Below are 23718 nucleotides of genomic sequence, written 5' to 3'. Positions count from 1 at the left end.
AGCTGAGATTTGGGTTATTGTGCCGCGCGGGTGCGATATGCCTGTGGCCAGTAGGGCCTGTTGTTTATATTCGGTTAATGGTCTTGGGAGAGCAGCATGAAGGGGTGTCTTCACCGGTCGGCGGTTACGGCCTCTATCAAGGCGGCTTTGCTGATGACTGTGGCAATCCCGGTCCTCGCATCGTCCAGCGCCAATGCCGCGACCTGCACGGGTGGCCTCCTGTGCAACGGTGATTTTGAAATCGCAACCCCCGTTGCGGGCACAGATGCCGTATCTTTCACCAGTTGGACCAGCAGTGATCCGTCGGGTCTGCGCGCCGGTGTCGGTGCCGATGGCAAAGGAAACAGCGCGGAATTCCTGTTTTCCACCAACACGCTGTCCCAGGCGCTGACCACGGGTCTGGGCGACCGGTATCAGATCACGTTTCAGTATAAGAGCGAGGGTGGTCAGGGCCTGAGCGCCTATTTCGGCGACGCCCGCATTTTCGATTATGTCGGTGACAGTGCCCCGCCCACCGGCTGGACCACCTACAGCTTCAATGTTCAGGCCTTCGGCGGCCAGACAATTCTCCGCTTCGTGGCCGACAGCCTGGGTGCTGCGCAGAATATTGATAATGTCACGGTCACGCTGTGCCCGACCTGCACGCCCAGCCCTGTTGGCAATCTTGGTGCCGTGATCGACCGTACCAAGACCTTCTACACGACCGATGACGCAGCGGGCACTGGCAGCAATCTGTCGGGCACGCGCACCCTGACCTTCGACGGCGGTACCCTGCGTCCGGGCACGCCCGGTGCCCTGGGCAGCCAGGGGCAGCCTGTCTCGCTGGTGCTGAATGTCGGGTCTGCCGGCGGGACGCTGGACAATGCAGGTCAGAATATCGCCCTGGCCGGTCGTATCATCAATACGGCCTCGTCCGCGTCGCCCTTTACCCTGACCGGTGCCGGGCAGGGAACGATTACCAGCCAAATCACCAATCTGGGCACGCTGGTGGTTGCCACCAGTGGCCGTACCCTGTTTTCCAGCGCCATCGACAATGCCGGCGGTAGCTTCGTGCTACGCAATGGTGGGCAGGCGAGCCTGACCGGCGGGCTGACCGGCGGTGCCGTGGCCGTGGAGAATGGCCAGCTTTCCGTCAACAGCGTGGTGACGGCCCCGGTTACGGTCGGTGCCCAGGGCACGTTGCGCGGGACCGGACGGGTTGCGGGTGCCACGACCATCGCCGGCGCGCTGCGCCCCGGCAATTCCCCCGGCACCCTGACCTTCACCGGCCCTGTGACGCAGCAGACGGGCAGCTCGCTGGTGCTGGAGATCGACGGGGCGGGGACGGGCAATGGGGCCGGCAACTATTCCCGCGTCATCGTGACGGGGACCGGCAATGCCTACACGATCGGCAGTGGCGTGACCCTGACGCCAGTTCTGCGCGGCCTGACCTATGCCGCCGGGGAAACGGCGGGCACCAACAGCTATAACCTGACCCTGGGGCAGCGTCTGACGGGCGTGATCCAGGCCGAAGGCGGCGTCACCGGCACCTTCGCAACGATCACGCAACCTGTGGCGGGTCTGCCCAGCGGTGGGCGCATCGTGGCGCTGTACAGTGCCAACAGCGTCGATCTTTACGTGGGTGCTGCATCCTATGGCGGTTTGGCCGGCCTGACCGGCAACCAGCGTGCGGTGGGTGCCGCTGTGGACGCGTTGGAAGCTTCGCGCAATCCGGCAGCGCAGCCGATCCTGAACGCGCTGATCCCGCTGGGCATTTCCGCGCTGCCATCGGCGGTGGGCGGCCTGTCGGGTGAATTCAACGCTAATCTTTCCCTGGCGGCGACCGATGTCAGCCGTGGCTTTGCCGATATGATCTCCACGCGCCAGGGTAGCCTGCAGGGGGCCGGGCAGGGGTGGCAGGTCTGGGGCCGCGCCTTGGGCAACAAGGCGCGGACCAGCAGCGACGGCAACAATCCCGGCTTCCGTCATCGCATGGCGGGCGGTATGGCCGGTGCCGATATCGGCGTTGATAATGGTACGCGTGCCGGCATCGCCGTCGGCTATGCCGACAGCCGCGTGACGGGCCGTCAGGATAGTGGCCGTGCCTCCATCGACAGCTATCATGTCGGCGGTTATCTGGGTTGGAGCCAGGAGGCGCTGTTCGTGGATGCGCAGGCGGGCATCACCTTCAGCAATTATGAGACGGACCGCACCATCACCACCGGTACCCAAGTGCGCAATGCCGGCGGCGATACTGATGGCCGCAGCATCGGTGCCGGCCTGGAGGCCGGTTATCGTCTTGATCTGGATGGCATCCAGCTTACGCCCAGTGCCTTCCTGCGCTATGACGGCAGCGATGTCGATGGGTTCGCGGAACGGGGTGCCGACGCGTTCGGTCTGACCGTTGCTGATGACGCTCAGGCGGACCTGCGTGCCGGTATCGGCCTGCGGCTTGCGGCTCCGGTGGCGCTGGATAATGGCGGCACCCTGGTGCCTGAACTGTCGGCCCGCTGGGAACATGACCTGTCCACGCCCGGCAACAGCATCAGCCAGTCGCTGCTGGGCCAGGCCTTTGTCGTGCAGGCGGCGGCCCCGGGCCGCGATACGGCAGTGCTGGGTGGTGGCTTGTCCATGGAAATTGCTGACAACATGCGGCTGTCCGCGCGCTATGATGCGGCGTTGAGCGACAACCGTACGCAGCATGCCATGACAGCCCAGGTGCGTTTTGCCTGGTAACAGGGCAAGGCCGTAAGAAGCAGGACCGACGTGACCGCGAAGAAGCGTAAAGCCGCCGCCCCCGCAAAGCCGGCACCGGTCCCGGCTTCACCGCCAGCATCGGCCCCAGCGGCACCACCGCCCCCGGCGCCGCCCAAGGCGAATGTGACGACGTTGCCCGCCGGCAATGACGAGCAGCTGCTGCGCACCGCAGAGGATATTCTGCGTGCCAATCCGCGTGACGGTGCGGCGTGGAGCACGATGGGTGTCGTTCTGCGGCGCATGGGCCGGGTGGAAGAGGCGCTGGTCTGTTATCACCGCGGGGTGGAGCATGACCCGAACAATGCCGGCAACTGGTCCAACCTTGGCAATCTGCTGACCGAACTGGGACGCCACGCCGAGGCGGACGATACCCATGCCAAGGCCCTGCGGCTGATGGGTGATAATGGACAGTTGCTGTTCAACGCGGTGATCAGCAAGCGCAAGGCTACCGCCTTCCATGAGGCGTTGATGCTGATGGAGAAGGCGTTGGCGGCGGACCCGCATTCGGCGCAGTTGCGGTGGGAGCGGGCCCTGACCCTGTTGCAGGTCGGCGAATATGAACAGGGCTTCAAGGATTACGAATATCGTCGCGGCATCGCCACCTACCGCACCCGCCCGACGCCGGGCACGCCATGGGATGGCAGTGACCTGAAGGGCAAGCGTATCTTCCTGTCCACTGAACAGGGGTTCGGCGACACGCTGATGGCGGCGCGCTATGTGCCCCTGGTCAAGGCGCGCGGCGGACGTATCCTGTTCGAATGCCATCCGGAGCTTCGCCGTGTGTTGGGCGGTTTGCCGGTGGATGAGTTTGTGCCGGCGGGACATGATTTTCCCGATTTCGATGTCCAGACCTCGCAGATGAGCCTGCCCTATCTGTGCGGCACGCGGTTCGACAGCGTGCCGCCGCCGGTGAAGCTGCATATTCCGCCCGACGCGCGGGCCAAGGCGACACGGATTCTGGGCCCGGCAGAACCGGGCATCCTGCGCGTCGGCATCATCTGGTCGGGCCGCGTCACCTTTGCCGATAATGCCCGCCGGGCCAGCAATCTGAAGAACTTCCTGCAATTCGGCACTGTACCTGGCGTGCGGCTTTACTCATTGCAAAAGGGACCGCCGGAGGATCAGCTGGACGAGATGGGCAGCCGCCTGCTGGTGACGCCGCTGGGTCCGCATATCGAGGATTTTGCCGATACGGCGGCCCTGCTGGAACAGCTGGATCTGCTGATCATGACCGACAGTTCCACGGCGCATCTGGCCGGCTCTCTGGGCACGCCGGTTTGGAATCTGGTACAGTTCATGCCGTACTGGGTCTATGGCGACCGTGGTGGGTGTACGCCCTGGTACCCGTCCATGCGCCTGTTCCGGCAAAAGGATGACCAGGATTGGGGGCCGGTATTTGCCGAAGCCATAGAGGCGTTGCGGGACCTTGCCTATTCCAGGCGCCTGACCGCCAAAGCTTGCGGCATCTGAAAAAGGTGCGGTATCTGTCAGCCCGTGGGTCGGGCAAAGGGAGTTTTGTCATGGGCTATTACGACATGGTTGAGAGCAGCTGGCAGCTGAGCGACGCCGCCCAGGAATATGCGCAGAAGGCGGGACGAGCGGTGGAGCCGGTGGAGTTCTGGGACAAGGTCTTTTCTCAGTCGCCGCTGGTCGATGCCGACCGGACGCTGCGCGAAAGTCCGCAGCGCGACCGCATCTTCCTGAAGTCCCCCTATGGACTGCACTATCGTCCCGCCCAGAAGGACTGGGTGCCCTTCCGGCATGGCGCGGTCGATCTGTCGAATGAAAACAACATCTGATCAGGCATTGGCTGACGCGTTGGCAGACCACCGCGCCGGCCATCCCGAGAGGGCAGCCACGGTTTATCGCCGGCTGCTGGCCGATGATCCTGGCAATCCCGATCTGTTGCATCTGCTGGGCATTACCGAGCGGCAGGCGGGACGTCTGACCCCGGCCATCGATCTGTTCCGTCAGGCCCTGAAGCGCGCACCACAGATGGTGGAGGCGCGGCTCAATCTAGCTAATGCCTTGGTGGCGCAGGACGATGCAGCGGGTGCGCGGACACAGTGGCAGGCCGGTCTGGTGCTGGACCCGGCGCATGGGGCGGTGTGGCATTCCTTGGGCGCATCGGGGGCGGGGCATGGCGGCGCGGGGCGCGAAAACGCCATCCGTTGCCTGCGCCGTGCGGCCCGGCTGCTTCCCGACAAGGCCGAGATCCATCATGACCTGGGTATCCTGCTGCGCCAGGATGACCGCATCGAAGAAGCCATCGCCTGTCAGCGTCAGGCATTGGCGCTGGAACCTGGCTTCCTGTCGGCCTGGATGAGCCTGGGCAATGCCCTGTTGGAGATGGGGGAGGTCGCGGCGGCGGCGCAAGCCCTGGAACGGGCGGCCAGCCTGTCGCCGGGCACGCCGGAAATCTGGTTCAACCTGGGTAACCTGCATTACCGGTCCGCCGATCTGGCAGGTGCCCTGCGCTGTTACCGCCGTTCGGCACAGCTGGGGCTGGCGGCGGCGCGGTCGCGTGTCGTGGCCACCCTGTTCGATCAGGGGGAGGACGCGGCGGCAGAGGCGGCCTTGGTCGAATATCTGCCTCTGGAGGGTACGGATGTTTCCTCCATTCTGGAATATCTCTATGCCATTCTGATCCGTGGTGGCCGGGCGGCCCAGGCGCGGTCCCTGTTCACGCGGCTGGAAACGGTGCCCTTTGCGGGCCGCATCTATCCGGTGGAATGCCGGACGGCGCTGTCGGCCCTGGATTTGCTGGAGGGCGATCCTAATGCGGCCGCCGCCCGGCTGGAGACCGTGCGATCCGACAATTGCTGGATGTTCACCGTCCGCTCCCTGGCGGCGCTGGAGCGTACGCGACGGCAGCAGGGATGGCGCTGGCATCGTCCGCACAATCCTGGCGATACGGCCAGACCGCGCCTGACCTCGACCAGCCTGGGCAACCGCGGGCGCTTTGCCCATAATGTCCTGGAATATGTGCTGCTGCGGCTCTACGCGGAAAAGCATGGCTGCCTGCTGGAGACGCCGGACTGGGTGGGGGGTGCCTATTTCGATCTGGACGATCCGGTGCCCAGCGGTCCGCTGCCGCCCTGGCCCTTCGCCCGCCGGGTTCTGAACGGATCGGTCATGGGCACGCGGGCGGTGGAGCCCGTGCTGGACCGTGATGCCCTGTCCCCCCTGTTCCTCTATGAGTATCCAGAAGCTTTCCGTGACCGGATACGGTCCTGGCTGCAACCGCGCCCGCAATGGAAGCCCTGGATCGACCCGCCGGTCGATGCCCTGCGCGCCGTGGGCCGCACGGTGGTCGCCATCCATATAAGGCGGGGTGATTTCCTTCAGTATGGCTATCCCATCACCGAGACACAGACTTATGTCGACTGGTTGCGCGGCCTGTGGCCGACATTGGACAAACCGGTCCTATATCTGGCCAGCGATGATATTCCCGCCGTCCGCGCGGCCTTCCGCGAATTCCGGCCTGTGACTTTGCATGATGCGGGTCCTGCCTGGCCTGGGTTGGAATTCCTGCAGGACTTTCACGTTCTTACCCAGGCTGACATCGTCGGCATCAGTGCCGCCAGCGGCTTCAGCCAGTTGGCGGCGCGCCTGAACGCGCGGGCGCATCTTCTTGTAGAGCCGGACATGAAGACGGGCGGGATCAAGCCGTTCCAGGCTTGGGTATAGCCCGCTTAGGGCTGTCGAGATTCAAGGGCCGACACAAGCCAATTCGGAAAATTTTTGACCGAATGTGCGCGAGCATGTTTCGCGCATGCTCTATCCATCTGATCCGCTGACTGACGGCGCTGTCGCACGTGCGCATCGGAGGGGGCGATGGATAGCAAGATTACGCCGATTGATCGGACCGCCCTGGTCCGCGACCTGACCAACCTCGGTATCGTCCAGGGTGATCTGGTCATGGTTCACGCGTCGCTGAAGGCTATAGGGCCTGTCATAGGTGGGCCGGCGCAGGTCGTTGAGGCGTTGCTGGAAGCCATCGGTCCGACCGGTACGCTTCTGACCTTTGTCTCTTGGGACCGTTCGCCCTATGCGGAGACATTGAACGGTCGGACCTTGCCAGCGCGGGAGCGGGAGGATTGGCCGGCCTTTGATCCAAAGCGTGCCGGAACCTATCCGGGTTTTGGGACGCTCAATGCCTTCATTGCCAGCCATCCAGGCGCCCATCGCAGCGCCCATCCCGATGCCTCAATGGTATCAATTGGCCGATTGGCCCCCATGCTTGTGGCGGAACATGAGTTGGGCCAGGCCTATGGTCCCGGATCACCACTTGAAAGATTCGTCGCGGCGGCAGGACGCGTCCTGCTGCTTGGGGCGCCGCTGGATGCCGTAACCGTCCTTCACTATGCCGAAGCAGTGGCCCGAATTCCCGGCAAGCGGCGCGTCCGCTATGAGATGCCCATTCTCGATGTTGGTGGCCGCAAGGTCTGGGTGCCGGTCGATGACTTCGATTCCAATGGCGTTCTGGATTGTTATGCGGTTCCGGGTCAGCCCGATGCCGTTGAACGGATCGCCCGCGACTATGTGGCGGCGAAACGGCACCGGGCGGGTCGGATTGGCAATGCGGACTGCCACCTGTTTTCCGCGCCGGATCTGGTGCGGTATGGCATTGACTGGCTGGAGAGGCGTCATTCTGGGGTATAGAATTTCTTGTGGATTGGATTTCACTGAAAATTAAGAGATCGTTGCAAATAATACAATCAATTATGATGAGTTTTTTGAGGCACTTATCCGTCAAATATTCAGAATGGCGTGGCTCTATATTTGACTTCATCCGCTATGTGTTGCTTCAAATGCGATGCATCCGATGCAAAAGCGGTGCAGGAACAGATACGGAGAACAACGGTGATTGGGTTCAGTGATCGAAACGCAGCATTTCGAAACCTTATGCTGGCAAGTGTGTGTGCTGCCTGCGTGACCACTGCCGGTGCGCAGGAACAGGCTGCCGGTGAGCCGCTGCGGCTGGAGGAAATTGTTGTCACCGGTTCGCGCATCGCCCGGCAGGACTATGTCTCCACCAGTCCTGTGACAACGGTGAATGCGGAGGCGTTTCGCCAGACGGGTGCGCTGACGCCGGAGAACTTCCTGAACACATTGCCGCAGGTCAGCCCGGATGTGTCCTCAGGCTCCAACAATCCCGACAATAACGGTCGTGCAAATCTCAATCTGCGTGGCCTTGGGGCCAACCGCAATCTGGTCCTGCTGAATGGTCGCCGCGTCATTCCGGGCGACAATACCGGTGCGGTCGACGTCAATATCATTCCGACCGCCCTTATCGACCGTGTCGAGGTCATTTCGGGCGGTGCGTCCGCCGTTTACGGGGCGGACGCGGTGGCCGGTGTCGTCAACTTCATTCTGAAGGACGATTTCGAAGGCGCCCTTGCCGATATGCAGTACACGATTTCCGAGAAGGGCGACGGTAAGGAGAAGAGCGCCTATGCCGTTCTGGGCGGCAATTTCGGCAATGGCCGCGGCAATGCCGTCCTCAATATCGGATGGGCGGAACGTGATGAGATCGGCAAGGGCGAGCGCGATTTCTCTGACCAGGCCGGAAGCACAACCAGCTACTACCCGAGCGGCAGCTATGTTGCTTCGGGTTTGAATCTGCCCAGCCAGGCAGCAATCGATAGCGTCTTTGCGCGTTACAATGTGGGGGCGGGGAAGGTTGCCCGCAATGGCACCCTGTCGTTCAACCCGGATCGTTCGCTGTTTGCGGTTGGCAGTTCATCTGCGGCCTATGATGTTCAGAACTATAAGGGTCCCGACAGCGACATCGCGCAGGCATTCTATCCGAACTTCTTCAGCTACAATTTCGAGCCTCAGAACAAGCTTATCCTGCCGCTGGAAAGGACGAGCGCGTCAGGTTTTGCCAATTACGAGGTCAATGAATGGGTGGAGGCATATGGACAGTTTCTGTATGCCAATTACAGCGCGACATCGTCGCTGGCCTCCAGCCCTGCGCCGACCGGTACAAACTCGGTGGATGCCGGGGCGGGTGTCTTCTTCTCTGTGCCTGTCAGCAATCCCTTCATTCCGGCGGATCTTCGGCAGATCCTTGCCTCGCGCACGGGTGATGATCCGACGCTTGTCGGTGTTGGCGCTTCGGAGGATTTCCGGGCCCGCAAACGCTTCAATGTTCTGGGGCCGCGTGTTGCCGAGAGCCGGTTCGATGTGTATCAGGTGCTGGGCGGCTTCAAGGGCAGGCTTCCCAATGGCTGGCGCTGGGACGTGTACGGGGCCAGCGGCAAGACCAGCATGACCGAAATTCAGCGCGGCAATGTCTCAGTTTCCGCAGTTGAACGACTGCTGGATGCGCCGGACGGTGGTGCTTCCTTGTGCCAGGGTGGCTTCAATATGTTCGGCAGCAACGACCTGTCGGTCGAATGCCAGCAATATGTCGGTCGTACGGCCAAGAACCTGGAAACCTATGAGCAGGAGGTCGTGGAAGGCAGCCTCTCCGGCGATCTCTTCGAACTGCCTGCCGGCAATGTCGGCTTTGCCATTGGTGCGCTCTATTATTCGAACCGCTTCGACTTCGAGCCGGACAGCCTGCTCTCCTCCGGTGACGTGGCGGGCTTCAGCGCCCAGAACCCGCTGCACGGTGCGATCGACAATACCGACGTTTACGCTGAACTGCTGATCCCCTTGGTGAAGGATTTGCCATTGGCGCAGTCGGTCAACTTCACTGGTGGCTTCCGCTATTCCGATCACAGTTCGGCTGGGACCTTCCCTTCCTACAAGGGTGAGATGGACTGGCAGATGATCGATCAACTGCGCCTGCGCGGCAGTTATCAGCGTGCGGTACGGGCACCGAACATATTTGAACTGTTCTCCCCGCAGGATGAGGACAATCCCGAGGTCGATGATCCTTGCAGTGTCAACAGCACGCTGCGCCGGGGGCCCAACGCGGCGCAGGTCCGCCAGCTTTGTATCCAGCAAGGTATTCCCGCTGCGGTCATTGACAGCTATACCCAGTTCAATGCCCAGATTGATGCGCTGGCCGGTGGCAATCCGAACCTGCATGAAGAAAAGGCAGACACCTACACCATCGGCGCCGTCATCACATCGCCGTTCGACAATAGCTTGTTCGAACGGTTCACCATGTCGGTGGATTATTATAATATCAGCATCAAGGGGGCGATCGATAGCCTGTCCCCGGATACGATACTGGGCGCCTGCTTCAATGCCGACGGAACAAACCCGACCTATGATGCCAACAATGCCAGCTGCCGCCGGTTCGGTCGCTCGGGTGTTGGCGACATTGTTGGGCTTCTGCAGATTGCCGAGAATCTCGGTTCCATCAAAACCAGCGGCATCGACACGCAGCTCGATTGGGGAACCGAGTTGCCGAACGGTTTGGGCGATGTCAGCCTGAACACCATCGTCACCTGGGTTGACAGCTATCGTATCCAGGAACTGAAGGGCCAGCCGTTCCTGGAATATATCGGTTCCATCGGCGATGATCCCGGTGATGCCCTGCCGGAATGGAAGGCGGCCGTTACCGGGACCTATGTCTATGGTCCGGCGATGGCTCAGATGCGGGCGCGCTATATCGGTGCCATGCGCAACGAGAATGTGGTTGTCGACCCAACCTCCACCGACGGGGGCGTGCCGGCCACCTGGTACTTCGATGCCTCCGCCAGTTGGCAGGTTACCGAGGAACTGTCGATCCGTGGTGGTGTGAACAACCTGTTCGACAAGAAGCCCCGGCTCTACACCGACAGCGTCGACAGCAACACCGACCCGTCCACCTTTGACGTGATCGGTCGCCGCTTCTTCGTCGGTGCCAGTGTGAAGTTCTAAAAGCGATTTGCCTCTGTCCGAACTGTCATCAGGGGTGCCGCATCATCGCGGCACCCCTTTTTTAGTTGCTGCGGTGTTCCAACAAACCAGTCTTTTCGTGCTGACAATCGTCGCCCTGTGCGCGACCGCGCGATGATCCCGCAGTTAAAAATGATCCTGATAACGGGTTGCTGAACCCGTCCCATGATCGGAGAGTTTTCAAGATGAGGATGCGTGCGACGTTCGAGGTCACGTTCGACGTAGCCGACTTCGTAGAGGCAGGGAGCCATGAGGTGTTCCTGCGCGAGGTTCGGGACTCGTTGGCGACGCGATTTGATGAGGTGGAGTTCAGCATCCGTGAGCGCCGCCCCCGGGCCGAACGCCTGAACGAGATTTCAGGTTCTCCGCCGCGTGTGTCGACAGGCAGGGTGAAGCGATATGCCAGCTAGTCGCAATGATAAGGGTGCCCGCCGCAGTCTGCCGCTCGAACTGTTGGAGAGGCTTCGGGATCTGGATCGGGATATCTCCCTTAAGGAAGCGCTGGCCCTGCTCTATGTCGCCGAGAATGATGGTATCAGCCTGAGCGAGCTTCGCTGGATAATGCGTGACACGCCATCCACGGTGTCACGCATCATATGCCGTTTGGGAGCCGGCCTGGACGGGAAGGCCGGGCTGTATCTCATTGAGCAAAGTACTTGGGCGCATGATGCCAGGGTAAGGTGCCTGCACCTTACCCAGACAGCACAACTGCTGCTGGACAGCGTCTGGCAACAGGCAGGGGCCAGCCTCTGGTGGAACGGCAATGACAGGCCACCCAAAGTCGCCGACCGTTCAGCAGGCTGACGGCGTCCCTTGCCCCGCGTCCATTCAGACGCAGGCGCCGCGACCCTTGGTCAGAAGCGCAGGAAGGCCCCGAGATCGCGGGCCGTGCCACGCAGAACCGGCAGGATTGTTCCGACCAAGGCTTCGTGCGGATAGCGGATGGCCGCTACACCCAGGGCGGCCTCCACCTTGTTGCCGGGTCCAAAGATAGGCACGGCGATGGAGGTCAGGCCTTCTTCGAACTCGCTGTCGGAGATCGAATAGCCGGTGGTGCGCACCTGCTCCAGCACATCGTCCAATGCCGCACGGTCGGTGACCGTGCGGCTGGTATGGGCAACCAGATCGGCGCCCGCCAGATGGCGCTCCAGTTCGTCTGCCGACAGATGCGCAAGGATGCAGCGCCCCAGCGAGGTGCAGTAGGCCGGAATCCGGCTTCCAACCGACAGGGACGCAGAAACCATGCGCCGGCTGGCAGAGCGCGCGACGAAGGTGACATATCCTTCGTCCAGGACGGCGATGGAACAGCTCTCATTTACCTGATTGCCGATCCGATCCAGCGTCTCCTGCGCCATCGTGGCCAGCGAGTTGGACGACAGGTAGGCCTGGCCAAGGGCCAGTGTCTTGGGCAGCAGTTGGAACGACCGCCCCTCTGAGCGCACATAGCCCAGCTTCTCCAGCGTGTTCACCAGCCGCGCGACGGATCCGCGTGAAAGACCGGTAATACGGCTGATGTCTGAAATGCTGAGATGCTTGCGTGAGCCGGCGAAGGCCAGCAGCACGTTCAGCCCACGGGCCAGCGACACAACGAAATTCGGATCATCCTCATAGGTCTCGTGCAGTTCCTCCGGGGTGTTCCCCGGCGTGGACCCAGCTTGGCGACGTGCCATCCCTGTCTTCTCCTTGTCGTACGGCTGCCAACGCCGCCGGGCCCGAAAGTGTCGGACGCCGTCGGTGGCGTCAATAACCGCTGCTGCCGATCCAGTCTTAGCTGAACTTTTCGTTTGACAACAGGTCTGGCGTGATCAATCATTCGCATATCGGACAAACGTCCGCATAGCGGACAAAATAAAGTCAACTCAACAAGCAAGGCGACAGGGGAGGAGCGGGTTTAGGGACATCAGGTTCCCAGCCATCTCCACACGGATTTCTGGTTCTCGTTATCGCGTGCCAGCGGCGGTCCCCCGTCGCGGCATGCCCATCCATGGCCGCCCGGCGGGTTCAGCCCGCGACCGAGGCTTGGCCGGAAAGCGAATAGGGGGTTTCTTTGTCCTACATCGGTACGGATATCGGCGGCACGTTCACGGACCTGGTCCTGTTGTCGGACGATGGCGACATCCGCATCTTCAAGGCGTTGACGACGCCGGAGGATCGGACCAAGGGCGTGTTGAACGCCATGAATCTGGCAGCGGAAGCGCTGGGGATCGCGCCGGCGGAACTGGTCGCCCGGCTGCAATATTTCTCCCACGGCACCACGGCCGCCACCAATGCCTTCATCGAGCGCAAGGGAGCGAAGACCGGCCTGCTGACAACCCGCGGGTTCGAGGACACGCTGCGCATCCAGCGTGCGATGGGTGGCTGGGTCGGCATGGCGGCGCATGAAATCTCGCATTTCTCCGTCCGCCGCCTGCCCGATCCCATCGTCCCCCGCGCCCTGACCGAAGGGATCGTGGAGCGCGTGGACTACAAGGGCGAGATCATCGTCCCGCTGGATGAAGATGCGGCCCGCGCCAGCATCCGCCGGCTGGTGGCGCAGGGCGTGGAATCCATTGCCATCAGCCTGCTCTGGTCCTTCCGCAATATGGCGCATGAACAAAGGCTGGCGGCACTGGTGGCGGAGGAAGCGCCCGACGTCTTCGTCACCACCTCATCCTCGCTGGTGCCCATCATCGGCGAGTATGAGCGGGCATCCACGACCGCCATCAATGCCTATCTGGGCCCCGTCATTCATCGCTATATCAATGGCTTGGAGAAGGCGATCCGGGGACATGGCTTCGAAGGCCCCATTTCCATCATGGAGTCCGGCGGCGGCGTGCTGCCGGCATCGGAAGCGGCCTTTCAGGCGGCGAACCTGCTGACCTCGGGTCCTGCCGGCGGCGTGCTGGCGTCGCAGAAGCTGGGCGAACTGTTGAACTATCCCAACGTCCTGACCGCCGACATGGGCGGCACCAGCTTCGATGTCGGCCTTATCGTCAATGGTCAGCCGCTGTTGGAAACGGTGCGTGAGGAGGGACGTTTCCACGTCGCCCTGCCGTCGATCAAGGTCACGGCCATCGGGGCCGGTGGCGGTTCCATCGCCCGGGTTCGCGACGGTCACATGACGGTGGGTCCGGAGAGCGCGGGTTCAACGCCCGGTCCCGCCTGCTATGGCCGGGGTGGTGTTGAGCCGACCATCACCGATGCCGACGTCGTGCTGGGCATCATCGATGCGAAATATTTCCTGGGCGGCAAGATGCGCCTGGATATCGATGCGGCGCATAAAGCGGTGCGTGATCATGTGGCTGGCCCCCTGGGCATGGAGGTTGCGGAGGCTGCGTCCGGCATTCGCGAGGTCGCAAACAATCAGATGGCCGACCTGCTGCGCCGCGTTACCCTGCGCGCCGGCTATGACCCCCGCGATTTCGTGCTGATGGCCTATGGCGGGGCAGGGGCCACCCATGCCCACCAGTTCGCCGAAGCCGCCGGCATCGCCACCATCATCATCCCCAATACCGGCCCGGCCCATTCCGCCTATGGCACCGTCACCGGCGACCGGCACCGGTCCTTCTCGCTCGCCATCGGCCAGCATGCCCCGGCCCGGTTCCGCCGTGCGTCCGAGCATGTGGACATATCCCGGATCAATGACAGCCTGAACGGTCTGGCCGCCCGCTGTGTCGAAGCCCTGGGCGATGGCGTGACCATCAAGCGCTTCATCGGCATGCGCTTCCGCCAGCAGGTGCACGAGATCAGCGTGCCCGTGCCCGATGGCAGGCTGGATGCCGCCGGCATCGACGCCCTGGTCGACCGGTTCGAGGAACAGTATGAGCGGGTCTATGGCAAGAACACCGCCCTGCGCATTTCCGGCGTCGAGTTCTCCGTCGTCCGGGTGGAAGGCACCTCGCCGGTGATCAAGCCGGAGCCGCGCAAGGTGGATGGCAGCGGGCGTTCCAACAAGCCCATCGATGCCCGCGAGGTCTATTTCTACGGCAAGGGCTTCCTGGCAGCATCGATCTACCGCAGCGAGGATATCGGCCCCGGCCAGCCCATCGCCGGCCCCTGCATCATTGAGCGGCCGGACACCACCATCGTCGTCGGCCCCGCCCAGACAGCGGAGATGGAGCCCTACGGTAACATCATCATCCGTACTTCGCAGGCTTGATATTCAGATACCGGGGACCAAACCCATGGACGTTGTTTTCAATTACGAAACCCAGGATGTCGACCCGATCACCTTCGAGGTGATCCGCCACCGGCTCCTGTCCATCACCGACGAGCAGGCCGCGACCCTGGCCGCCGTTTCCGGCTCCACCCTGGTGAACGAGGCGACGGACTTCAATACCGGCCTCTACCGCGCCTTTGGCGAGGTGGTGACGATGGGTCGCACGGTGACCTTCCACGCCGCCTCCCTGTCCTTGATGGTCAAGCATGTGATCGAGGATTGCGCGGAGAACCCCGGCATCAACCCCGGCGACATGTTCATCGTCAACCATCCGCACAAGGGCGCGCTGCATTGCCCCGATATCGGCATCCTGGCGCCGATCTTCGTCGGCGACAAGCGTATCGGCTGGACCGGCGCTTGCGCCCATCAGCTGGATGTCGGCGGCATGGTGCCGGGCAGCTTTGCCTCCATGGCCAAGGATATCCGCCAGGAAGGCATCCTGATCCCGCCGGTGAAGCTGGTGGACCGGGGTGAGCTGCGCGCTGATGTCCTGAACTTCATCACCGGCATGTCGCGCCTGCCCATCAATATCAGCCTGGACCTGAAGGGACTGATGGCCGCCTGCAACACCGGCGTGAAGGGCGTGCTGGATACGGTGGCCAAGTATGGGGTCGATACGGTTCTGACCGTCATGGACGGGATGATGGACCTGTCGGAAGCCAAGATGCGCAAGCGCCTGCACGAACTGCCCGACGGCGTGTTCCGGGCCCAGGCCTTCCTGGATCATGACGGGTTCGAGAACAAGATCTACAAGATCCATGTCGAACTGCGTAAACAGGGCGACAGTATCACCTTTGACTATACCGGTTCCGATGATCAGGCGCCGGGCTTCGTCAATGCCACCCGCACCGGCCTGCTGGCGGGTATCTATGCAGGCATCCTGCCGCTGATCGCCTTCGACCTGCCCTGGAATGACGGGTTGCTGCGCCCGCTGGAGGTGCTGTCGCGTGAAGGCTCCGTCGTCTCCTGCAAGTTCCCCGCCCCCTGCTCACAAGGCCCCTTGGGCGCTATGTGGCTGGTGGAGGTGACGACGACGGAGGCGATGTCCAAGCTGCTGGCCAGCCATCCGGACTATGTACGCGAGGCGCAGGCGGCCCCGGCCAGCGGCCCCGACCTGTTCCATATCCATGGCAAGAACCAGTATGGCGAGCCGGCGACGGCCCCGATCCTGGAAGTGATGCTGTCGGGTGGCGGCGCCTATGCCCACCGCGACGGCATCACCGTGTCGGGCCAGCGCAACATCACCGCCGGTCGCGCACCGAACGTGGAGGCGACGGAGCTGAAGCTGCCCGTACTCTACATGTACCGGCGCATCATTACCGACAGTTCCGGTGCTGGCCGCAATGCCGGCGGACAGGCGGCGGGTGCGGCGTTTGTCCTGCATGATGTGCACGAGGTGGAATCCCTGGTCGCTTGCCACGGCTATCAATCGCCGACCTCTCGCGGGCTGTTCGGTGGCTATCCCAGCGGCTGCAACCACCGCCGTCTGCTGCGCAATTCCAACATCCGCGAACTAATGGAAGGCGGGGTGTTCCCCGACAGCATGAACGGTCTGGTGGGGGAGGAAACAACCTTCACCGCCAAGCCGCCGGAATTCGAATTCGCCCATGACGATGTGTATGAGTGCAACCCGACCGCCGGTGGCGGCTGGGGCGATCCGATCGGGCGCGAGCCGGAACTGGTGGCCCGCGATGTGACGGGTGGCGCCTTCTCCGCCGCTTCGGCGGAACGCATCTTCGGGGTTGTCGTCACCGCATCGGGTACTGTTGACGAGGCGGCAACGGCGGCCCGGCGCGACACCATCCGTCAGGAGCGCCTGTCCTGGCCCGTGACCCGCCGGTTGCAACAGGCACCGCACGTTCATGGCAATGCCGAAGCCGTGGCCATCGTCGGCGATGTCGCCCGTATCCTGAAACTCACCGATGGCCGCAGCTACTTTGTCTGCAATTGCGGCCATGTCATCGCACCGGCTGATGAGAACTGGAAGGACTATGCCGCCCATGCCCCTGCAACGGCAGAGGATCTGGGCCCCCGCGTGCGTGTGCATGACGACCTGGAGGTGGTGCGCCATGCCTGCCCCGGCTGCGGCACGCTGCTGGATGTGGAGGTCAAGCGGCGTGGTGAGGACAGTCTGTTCGACATCGAAATCGCAGCCTGAGGGGAGGGGTTATGAGCCATCCGACCTATCCCGTCACCGCCCGTTGGGTGACTTTCCCCAATGGCGACGACATGATCCGGGGCTATCTGGCAGAGCCGGAGGGCGCAGGCCCGAGGGGGGCCATCGTTACGGCCCCGGAAAATCTGGGCGTTACCGAGCATCGTCAGGTTGAGACACGCCGTCTTGCTGCCGAGGGCTTCGTGGTCCTGTCCGTCGATCCCTACAGCCGGATCGGCGGTCGCCCGCCCCAGGATTACACCACGCCGGAGGAACGCCGCAGCAAGGCGTTCCTGGCCGCCAAGGATGAGACGGCGGTTCCCGACATGCAGGCGGGGTTCGACTTCCTGGCTGGTCTTTCCAACGTCGACCCAGCCCGCATCGGCACCCTGGGTTATTGCCTGGGTGGTGGCACCTCGCTGGCCTGGGCGGCGCGTCCCAACAATCTCGCCTGTGCCGTCATCCTCTACGCCCTGCCCATCCTGCCGGCAGCCTATTCCCCGGACGGCAAGGAACGCTCCCGCCTGACCCTGGCGTCGAACATCCAGTGCCCGTTGCAGCTGCATTTCGGCACGAATGACGAGGCGATACCCCTGGAGCAGACCGAGGCGCTGCGCGCGGCCCTGTTGGCGCAGAGCCCCCAGCCGGTGGATTTCCACCTCTATGAGGGCGCGCGCCATGCCTACATGGACAGCACCCTGGAACGCTATTCGCCTGAAGCGGCGGCACTGACCTTCCAGCGCTTCGTCGCCTTCTTCCACCAGCATCTGGGATAGGCGCCATGAGCCTGTGGACGCAAATGCTGGGCGGGGAGGTCGGGTTCGTCATGGCCGGTGGCCTTCGCACCCGCTATGTCCGGCTGGGCCAGGGTGCGCCGCTGCTGCTGCTGCATGGTCGCGGCGGGCACCTGGAAACCTTCGCCCGCAACATCGGCCCGCTGTCGGCGGATTTTACGGTCTATGCCGTCGATCTGGCCGGACATGGGCTGACGGCCCCCTTCGATGGTGACTACACGATCGACCGGCTGGCATCGCATGTGGCCGATGCCATGGATGCGCTGGGCCTGACCCGTGCCCATGTCGTGGGGCAGAGCCTGGGTGGCTGGGCGGCGGCCTGGCTGGCCCTGACCCAGCCCGAGCGGTTCGACCGGCTGGTGCTGATCGAACCGGCGGGATTGCAGGCCGAGGCCGAGCGTCTGGCCGATCCCAAGATCGCCCAGGCCTACAAGGCGGGTGGGGAGGCGTTCGAGAAGCCGACCCTGGAGGCCGTGCGCAAGCGGCTGTCGGGTCTGCTGGCCGATCCGGACAGCGTGGATCCGGAAATCCTGGCTACCCGCCTGGCACTGTACCAGCCGGACGCCGCCCGTGCCGTGCATCTGAAGGTGCGCCAAGCCGACAATGGCCCCTTCCTGCTGACGCCGGAACGGCTTTCCGGCCTGTCCATGCGGACCCTGTTCATCCGCGGGGAGGGGGGAAATACGGCTGCCGGGATCGTGGCCCAGGCGGTGGCGGCTTGCCCCGATGCGCGGCTGGTCACGGTCGCCGGTGCCCGGCAATGGCCGCAATACGAACAGGCTGACAGGACCAACACCCTGATCGGCGACTTTCTGAAAAACGGGAGAGAATGATGTCCTTCTGGACCGATGCCCTTGGGGCACAAGTCAAATATTACGATGCCGGCGGCTGGCGCACCCGCGTGATCGAGGCAGGCGAGGGCACACCGGTGATCATGATGCATGGCCTGTCCGGCCATGCCGAGGGCTTCATCCGCAATGTGGTTCCGCTGTCGCAGGCCGGCTTCCGTGCCATTTCCATGGACGCCATCGGTCATGGTTTGAGCGCCAAGCCGCTGGACGTCACCTATCACGCGCCCTTGTTCGTGGAGCATCTGAAGCGCTTCATGGATGCCATCGGGGCCCAGAAGGCGCATCTGGTGGGACAGTCGCTGGGCGGCTGGACGGCGTTCAACTTCGCCCAGGCCTATCCCGACCGCGTTGCCTCCCTGATCTCCATCACCGGGGCCGGCTTCCTGCTCAGCGATGCGGAAAGCCAGGCGGAAAGTGCGCGCATCCACCAGCAAGTGAAGAACGTTACCAAGAAGGCCAGCGAGGCGCCGACCCGTGAGAAGGTAAAGGAACGGCTGCAATGGCTGATGTGGGACAAGTCGGTGGCGACCGAGGAATTGGTCGATACCCGCTTCCATTTCTTCATGCTGCCCGACAGCCGCGCGGCCATGCCCAAGATGGTGGAAGAACAGCCGGGCGAGGAGAACCGCAAGTATCTCCTGGACGAGGCTCAACTGGCCAAGCTGGACATCCGGACCAAGATCATCTGGAGCGACCATAACCCCACCACCCCCTGGACGGTGGCCAAGAAGGTCTCCGAGATCATGCCCAATGCCGACTTCTCCCTGGTGGAGAGCGCTGGGCACTGGCCGCAGTTCGAACAGGCTGACGCTGTCAACCGTCTGGTCATCGACTTCCTGAAGGGGTGAACGACATGGGCAGCTTCGTCTGGGCGGCCGCGACGGCCCATACCGGCGCCATGATGCGCCTTCCCGATGGCGGGGCCGACGAGGCCCGCGCCGAACGGGTGTTCGACGGGTTCCGTACCCTGGCGTCATCGCTGAAGGCGGCCCGCCCGGACGTGCTGATCACCATCGCCACCGACCATTTCCTGACCTACGGCTATGAATTCCTGCCCATCTTCAGCATCGGCACCGGCGACCGGTTCGAAGGCTGGGGAGAGTTCGGGGTGCCTAAGCGCGACTATAAAGGTATCGCCCCCTTCGGGGCTGCGGTGCAGGAAGGCTTGGTTGCTGCGGGTTTCGACGCCGCTGGTGCACGCGATGTGAAGCTTGACCATGCCTTTTCCTGTCCCTTGCAGCTTCTGCTGCGGGATTGGGACGTGCCGGTCCTGCCCGTCTATATCAACTGCACCGTCGCCCCCTTGCCCAGCCATGCCCGCGCCCTGGCTTTTGGCCGTGCGCTGGGCGAGGTGGTGCGGGCCCAGGGCGTGACCGAAAGGGTGGCCATCGTCGGCACCGGCGGCCTTTCCCACTGGGTCGGCACGCCGCAGACCGGGACCATCAATACCGGCTTCGACCGCCAGTTCCTGGACCTGTTCACGTCTGGCCGGTTGGACGAGATCGCGGCGATGGACAGTGACTGGGTGATCGACAATGCCGGCAACGGGGCGGCGGAAATCCGCAACTGGCTGGCCGCAGCCGGTGCGGTGAACGCCAAGGGCGCGCGCGAGATCGCGTATGAGCCGGTGGCCATGTGGAATACCGGTATCGCCGTGACGGAGATCCTGTCATGAGCCGCCGCGATCTTGAGAAATTCCTGTTCCGCTTCGACAAGGAACCTGACCTGCAGGCCGCCTTTGCCGAAGCGCCCGAAAAGGCCTTTGCCGCCTTCGACCTCAGCGAGGCTGAGGTGGCAGTGCTGGCGGCGCGCGATGTCGCCACCCTCTATGAATGGGGCCTGCACCCGCTGCTGATCCGCAATTTCGCGGGTACGGTTGGTGTGCGCTATGTGGGTGAATATCGCCGGCGGGGGCTGACATGAGTGTCGATGCCGCCTGCCGCGATCTGGCCTTGGCCAACCGTATCCTTGCCCATGAGGGGGTGGTGGATGCGTTCGGCCATGTCAGCCTGCGCCATCCCGACCGGCCGGGTCACTTTCTGCTGTCCCGTTCGGTCAGCCCTGATCAGGTGGTGCCAGAGGACATTATGTGTTTCGGCCCCGATGGGCAGGCGGCGGACGGGGATGCTCGCGCGCCCTATCTGGAACGCTTCATCCATGCCGCGATCTATGAAGCGCGCCCGGACATTGCCGCCGTGGTCCATTCCCACGCCCATGATCTGATCCCCTTCGGCGTGACAGGCACGGAAGTGCGACCGCTTCTGCATGTTGCCGGCCCGTTGGGCAGGGTGCCTGTCTGGGATATCGCTGACCGGTTTGGGGAGACGTCGCTGCTGGTCACCAACATGGTGCAGGGGCGCGATCTGGCGGAACGGCTGGGTGCCGGCAGGGCGGTGCTGATGCGCGGCCATGGCGGCGTGGTGGTGGGCGACGGCCTGCGCGCCGCCGTGATCATGGCTGTCTATCTCCAGGTCAATGCCGGTTTGGACCTGAAGGCCCGCCAGCTTGGGCCTGTCCGTTATCTCAGCGACGGCGAGGTCGCGCTCAGTTTCGACGCCATCCTGGCTGAAGGGCCGGCCCGGCGCGCCTGGGAACATTTCAAGCGGAAGGTGGATACGCACACCTGAGCTTTCACCGCGAAACAATGCCATAAGGCAAGTCACAGGGAGGAAGAAGAATGGCCAAGATGTTCAGGATGCAACCGGGTCACGGTCTGACGCGACATGGCATATCGGCGCTGGCCCTGGTGCTGGCGGCGGGGACGGCACAGTCCCAGACAGCCCCCGCCGCCGGTTCTGTCATGGAACTGGAGGAGATTGTCGTCACCGCCGAACGGCGTTCGGAATCGTTGCAGGATACCCCGATTTCCATCCTCACCTTCTCCGGCGACGCGCTGGAGAAGGCCAATGTCCGGTCGGTGGACGATCTTCAGAATTTCCTGCCCAACGTTTCCATCGGCGGTTCCGCGCCGGTCGGAAACTCGGCCCCCAACTTCTCCATCCGTGGCGTCGGTCAGACGTCGGGCCGCGCCAATAATGAGAAGGGCGTGGGTCTCTATGTCGATGATGTCTATTATCCGCGTTCCACCGGCGCCATCCTGAACCTGCTGGATGTGGAACGGATCGAGGTTTTGCGCGGGCCGCAAGGTACCCTGTTTGGCCGCAACACGACGGGCGGTGCCATCCGCTATATCACGCGTAAGCCCACCGACCGGCTGGAAGGCCGTATCACCGGCACCTATGGTTCCCTGGACCGGACGGACATCGAAGGCGTCCTGAACGTCCCCGTGTCCGAGAAGGTGGCGTTCCGTGGCCAGGCTGCCTGGTTCAAACGTGACGGCTATGTCGATGTCATCGGCACCGACCGGACGCGGGGCAATCAGGATGATTATGCCGTGCGCGGCGCCCTGCGCCTGCACCCCAATGACAGCATCACCGTCGATCTCAGTGCGGCCTACACCGAAAATCGCAGCAACGGTTCGCCCACCATCATCGCCGGCGTCGGCCTGCGTCAGGCATCGGGTTTCCCGATCGCGGCGGTCAACGCCTACAATGCCTATCTGGCGGCACGGGGGCAGTCTGCCATCGTGGCGGATGATCCGCGTTTCGTGACCAAGGACGGCTATTCCGTGCCGGATAGCTGCATCATGGACGATATTGCGCTGAACCCGGCCAAGTTCGGCGACGCCCCGAACCTTCTGCCCAACAGTCGTCCCCAGGCCAGCCTGTGCGACGATGCACGCCGGACCAAGAACACCTTCCTGTCGGCTGATATCAATGCCGACCTGAACGATGCGCTCTCGCTGCGTTCGATCACGGGCTACAACAAGGGCACGGACATCGACCAGGGTGACTATGGTCTTTTCGGTGCCCAGACCAACTTTACCCTGAACGAGATGAACTCCATCTCACAGGAATTGCAGCTTCTGGGCAGTCACGAGGGCCTGGAATGGGTGGCCGGTCTTTATTATTTCCACGAAACCCCGGCAGAGCGCCGCTTCCTGCGGGAGGCAGTGGTCAATGCTGGTCGGGTGGAATGCTGCAACGGCTTTGACGCTAATGTGCAGCTGAAGACCAACAGCTATTCCGCATTTGGCCAAGCCAGCCTGGACCTGACCGACAAGGCGCGGGTGACGGCGGGTGCGCGTTATTCCTATGACGACAAGGACGTTTTCATATCCAAGGTCGGCATCTTCACCCCGGCATTGCCGGCTGGCGGGTCCCCCCGCACCAATGCCAACAATTGGGATGCCATCGATTACCGCCTGACGCTGGATTATCAGTGGACCGATACGCTGATGACCTATGCAACCTATTCCAAGGGTTTCAAGTCCGGCGGCTTCAATGTCGATATCGTCACGCTGGGCACGGCGGCCCCCACCATCACCTCCTTCGATCCGGAGACGGTGAAGAATCTGGAGGCCGGTGTGCGGTCGGAATGGTTCGACAAGCGCCTGCGCGCCAACCTGACCGGCTTCCACATGAAGTATGACAATCTGGTCGTGCAGGTGGCTGACTTCTCCCGCGGGGCCTTGCAGGTTCTGTTCCTGAATGCCGGCAAGCTGGAGATTGACGGGTTCGAGGGCGAGTTCGCGGTGGCGCCTATCGAGCGGCTGACCCTGAATGCCAATGTCGGTTACACCAGGATCAAATATGTCGATCTGCCCACCGGCAGCCCCCTGTTCGATCCCGCCAGTTGCCCCGGCGGCGCCCTGTCCTTCGACCGCTGCCGGGCACAGCCGCTGGCCCGGTCGCCGGAGTGGACTTATACGCTGGGTGCCCAGTACACAGTTCCGGTGGGGGATGGCGATGTCAGCATGAATGCCAACTACGCCTATAAGGGCAGCCAGTATTCCAACAACTCCACCTCCAACTCGGTGAAGCTGCCGGCCTATGGCGTGGCCAATGTCCGCATCGAGTATGACAGCGGCGCACAGTGGAAGGTGGCGGCCTTCGGTACCAACATCTTCGACAAATATTACTTCACCACCGGCACCAATGGCCGCCAGAACACGCTGGCCACGCTGACCCATTCGCCGGGCCGGCCTGCGGAATATGGCGTGTCGCTGACCTGGAGCTTCTGAGGCCGGAAGCGGTTTTCGTAGGTTGCGGGTGAGCGGCTGCGAACCCCGACATCCATCGG

General features: G+C 63.0%; 17 protein-coding genes. 16 read left to right on the top strand and 1 reads right to left on the bottom strand.

The window, feature by feature from the left end:
• Positions 1-96 precede the first annotated feature (96 nt).
• The 7 genes from ACODSP_RS04875 to ACODSP_RS04845 all read left to right on the top strand — a co-directional run bounded on the left by ACODSP_RS04875 (position 97) and on the right by ACODSP_RS04845 (position 11382).
• Positions 97-2715 carry an autotransporter outer membrane beta-barrel domain-containing protein gene (locus ACODSP_RS04875; RefSeq protein ID WP_488964505.1) on the top strand — a complete coding sequence of 873 codons (2619 nt, stop codon included), beginning with the start codon at positions 97-99 and terminating at the stop codon, positions 2713-2715.
• A 30-nt stretch (positions 2716-2745) separates the two neighbouring features.
• Positions 2746-4206, top strand: a complete 1461-nt coding sequence (locus tag ACODSP_RS04870; RefSeq protein ID WP_488964504.1) for a tetratricopeptide repeat protein — start codon at positions 2746-2748, stop codon at positions 4204-4206.
• A 50-nt stretch (positions 4207-4256) separates the two neighbouring features.
• The gene (locus ACODSP_RS04865) at positions 4257-4535 is read left to right on the top strand and encodes a hypothetical protein (RefSeq protein WP_488964503.1); all 279 of its coding nucleotides are present in this window, start codon (positions 4257-4259) and stop codon (positions 4533-4535) included.
• Complete coding sequence (locus tag ACODSP_RS04860) at positions 4519-6426, top strand: tetratricopeptide repeat protein (RefSeq protein ID WP_488964502.1); 1908 nt, start codon at positions 4519-4521, stop codon at positions 6424-6426. The genes ACODSP_RS04865 and ACODSP_RS04860 overlap by 17 nt, the downstream gene beginning before the upstream one ends.
• A gap of 147 nt (positions 6427-6573) precedes the next feature.
• Positions 6574-7401, top strand: a complete 828-nt coding sequence (aac(3), locus tag ACODSP_RS04855; protein WP_488964501.1) for an aminoglycoside 3-N-acetyltransferase — start codon at positions 6574-6576, stop codon at positions 7399-7401.
• A 270-nt stretch (positions 7402-7671) separates the two neighbouring features.
• Positions 7672-10560 (top strand): TonB-dependent receptor domain-containing protein, encoded by a 2889-nt coding sequence (locus ACODSP_RS04850; RefSeq protein WP_488964500.1) that lies wholly within the window; start codon positions 7672-7674, stop codon positions 10558-10560.
• 417 nt (positions 10561-10977) lie between these two features.
• Positions 10978-11382, top strand: a complete 405-nt coding sequence (locus ACODSP_RS04845) for a hypothetical protein (RefSeq protein WP_488964499.1) — start codon at positions 10978-10980, stop codon at positions 11380-11382.
• A gap of 50 nt (positions 11383-11432) precedes the next feature.
• Here ACODSP_RS04845 and ACODSP_RS04840 read toward each other — a convergent pair whose 3' ends face one another.
• Positions 11433-12248, bottom strand: coding sequence for an IclR family transcriptional regulator domain-containing protein (locus tag ACODSP_RS04840; protein ID WP_488964498.1), 816 nt, complete (start codon positions 12246-12248; stop codon positions 11433-11435).
• Positions 12249-12625: 377 nt separating this feature from the next.
• Between ACODSP_RS04840 and ACODSP_RS04835 the strand changes: the two genes are divergently transcribed.
• From ACODSP_RS04835 to ACODSP_RS04795, 9 genes are read left to right on the top strand one after another with little or no spacing between them, the layout of a single operon-like run.
• Positions 12626-14716, top strand: a complete 2091-nt coding sequence (locus ACODSP_RS04835; protein WP_488964497.1) for a hydantoinase/oxoprolinase family protein — start codon at positions 12626-12628, stop codon at positions 14714-14716.
• A gap of 25 nt (positions 14717-14741) precedes the next feature.
• Positions 14742-16934 (top strand): hydantoinase B/oxoprolinase family protein, encoded by a 2193-nt coding sequence (locus ACODSP_RS04830; RefSeq protein ID WP_488964496.1) that lies wholly within the window; start codon positions 14742-14744, stop codon positions 16932-16934.
• 11 nt (positions 16935-16945) lie between these two features.
• On the top strand, positions 16946-17707 hold the full coding sequence (locus tag ACODSP_RS04825; RefSeq protein ID WP_488964495.1) for a dienelactone hydrolase family protein: 762 nt from the start codon (positions 16946-16948) through the stop codon (positions 17705-17707).
• Between the two features lie 5 nt (positions 17708-17712).
• Positions 17713-18558, top strand: a complete 846-nt coding sequence (locus ACODSP_RS04820) for an alpha/beta fold hydrolase (protein WP_488964494.1) — start codon at positions 17713-17715, stop codon at positions 18556-18558.
• Positions 18555-19424 (top strand): alpha/beta fold hydrolase, encoded by an 870-nt coding sequence (locus tag ACODSP_RS04815; RefSeq protein WP_488964493.1) that lies wholly within the window; start codon positions 18555-18557, stop codon positions 19422-19424. Before ACODSP_RS04820 ends, ACODSP_RS04815 begins: the two co-directional genes overlap by 4 nt.
• A 5-nt stretch (positions 19425-19429) precedes the next feature.
• On the top strand, positions 19430-20251 hold the full coding sequence (locus ACODSP_RS04810) for a DODA-type extradiol aromatic ring-opening family dioxygenase (RefSeq protein ID WP_488964492.1): 822 nt from the start codon (positions 19430-19432) through the stop codon (positions 20249-20251).
• Positions 20248-20499 carry a hypothetical protein gene (locus tag ACODSP_RS04805; protein WP_054170073.1) on the top strand — a complete coding sequence of 84 codons (252 nt, stop codon included), beginning with the start codon at positions 20248-20250 and terminating at the stop codon, positions 20497-20499. Before ACODSP_RS04810 ends, ACODSP_RS04805 begins: the two co-directional genes overlap by 4 nt.
• Positions 20496-21203, top strand: coding sequence for a class II aldolase/adducin family protein (locus tag ACODSP_RS04800; RefSeq protein ID WP_488964491.1), 708 nt, complete (start codon positions 20496-20498; stop codon positions 21201-21203). Before ACODSP_RS04805 ends, ACODSP_RS04800 begins: the two co-directional genes overlap by 4 nt.
• 50 nt (positions 21204-21253) lie before the next feature.
• Entirely contained in the window at positions 21254-23659 is a 2406-nt protein-coding gene (locus ACODSP_RS04795; protein WP_488964490.1) for a TonB-dependent receptor, read from the top strand.
• Positions 23660-23718 lie beyond the last annotated feature (59 nt).

The sequence above is a fragment of the Niveispirillum sp. FG156 genome, assembly GCF_057809555.1.
This window is presented reverse-complemented; position numbering and strand designations above follow the sequence as displayed.

Bases quoted from the DNA above. Each gene is read 5' to 3' on its own strand.
- ACODSP_RS04860 (WP_488964502.1), top strand. From the start codon at position 4,519: ATGAAAACAACATCTGATCAGGCATTGGCTGACGCGTTGGCAGACCAC.
- ACODSP_RS04830 (WP_488964496.1), top strand. From the start codon at position 14,742: ATGGACGTTGTTTTCAATTACGAAACCCAGGATGTCGACCCGATCACC.
- ACODSP_RS04825 (WP_488964495.1), top strand. From the start codon at position 16,946: ATGAGCCATCCGACCTATCCCGTCACCGCCCGTTGGGTGACTTTCCCC.
- ACODSP_RS04800 (WP_488964491.1), top strand. From the start codon at position 20,496: ATGAGTGTCGATGCCGCCTGCCGCGATCTGGCCTTGGCCAACCGTATC.
- ACODSP_RS04805 (WP_054170073.1), top strand. From the start codon at position 20,248: ATGAGCCGCCGCGATCTTGAGAAATTCCTGTTCCGCTTCGACAAGGAA.
- ACODSP_RS04840 (WP_488964498.1), bottom strand. From the start codon at position 12,248: ATGGCACGTCGCCAAGCTGGGTCCACGCCGGGGAACACCCCGGAGGAA.
- ACODSP_RS04820 (WP_488964494.1), top strand. From the start codon at position 17,713: ATGAGCCTGTGGACGCAAATGCTGGGCGGGGAGGTCGGGTTCGTCATG.
- ACODSP_RS04865 (WP_488964503.1), top strand. From the start codon at position 4,257: ATGGGCTATTACGACATGGTTGAGAGCAGCTGGCAGCTGAGCGACGCC.
- ACODSP_RS04810 (WP_488964492.1), top strand. From the start codon at position 19,430: ATGGGCAGCTTCGTCTGGGCGGCCGCGACGGCCCATACCGGCGCCATG.
- ACODSP_RS04795 (WP_488964490.1), top strand. From the start codon at position 21,254: ATGGCCAAGATGTTCAGGATGCAACCGGGTCACGGTCTGACGCGACAT.
- ACODSP_RS04845 (WP_488964499.1), top strand. From the start codon at position 10,978: ATGCCAGCTAGTCGCAATGATAAGGGTGCCCGCCGCAGTCTGCCGCTC.
- ACODSP_RS04815 (WP_488964493.1), top strand. From the start codon at position 18,555: ATGATGTCCTTCTGGACCGATGCCCTTGGGGCACAAGTCAAATATTAC.
- ACODSP_RS04875 (WP_488964505.1), top strand. From the start codon at position 97: ATGAAGGGGTGTCTTCACCGGTCGGCGGTTACGGCCTCTATCAAGGCG.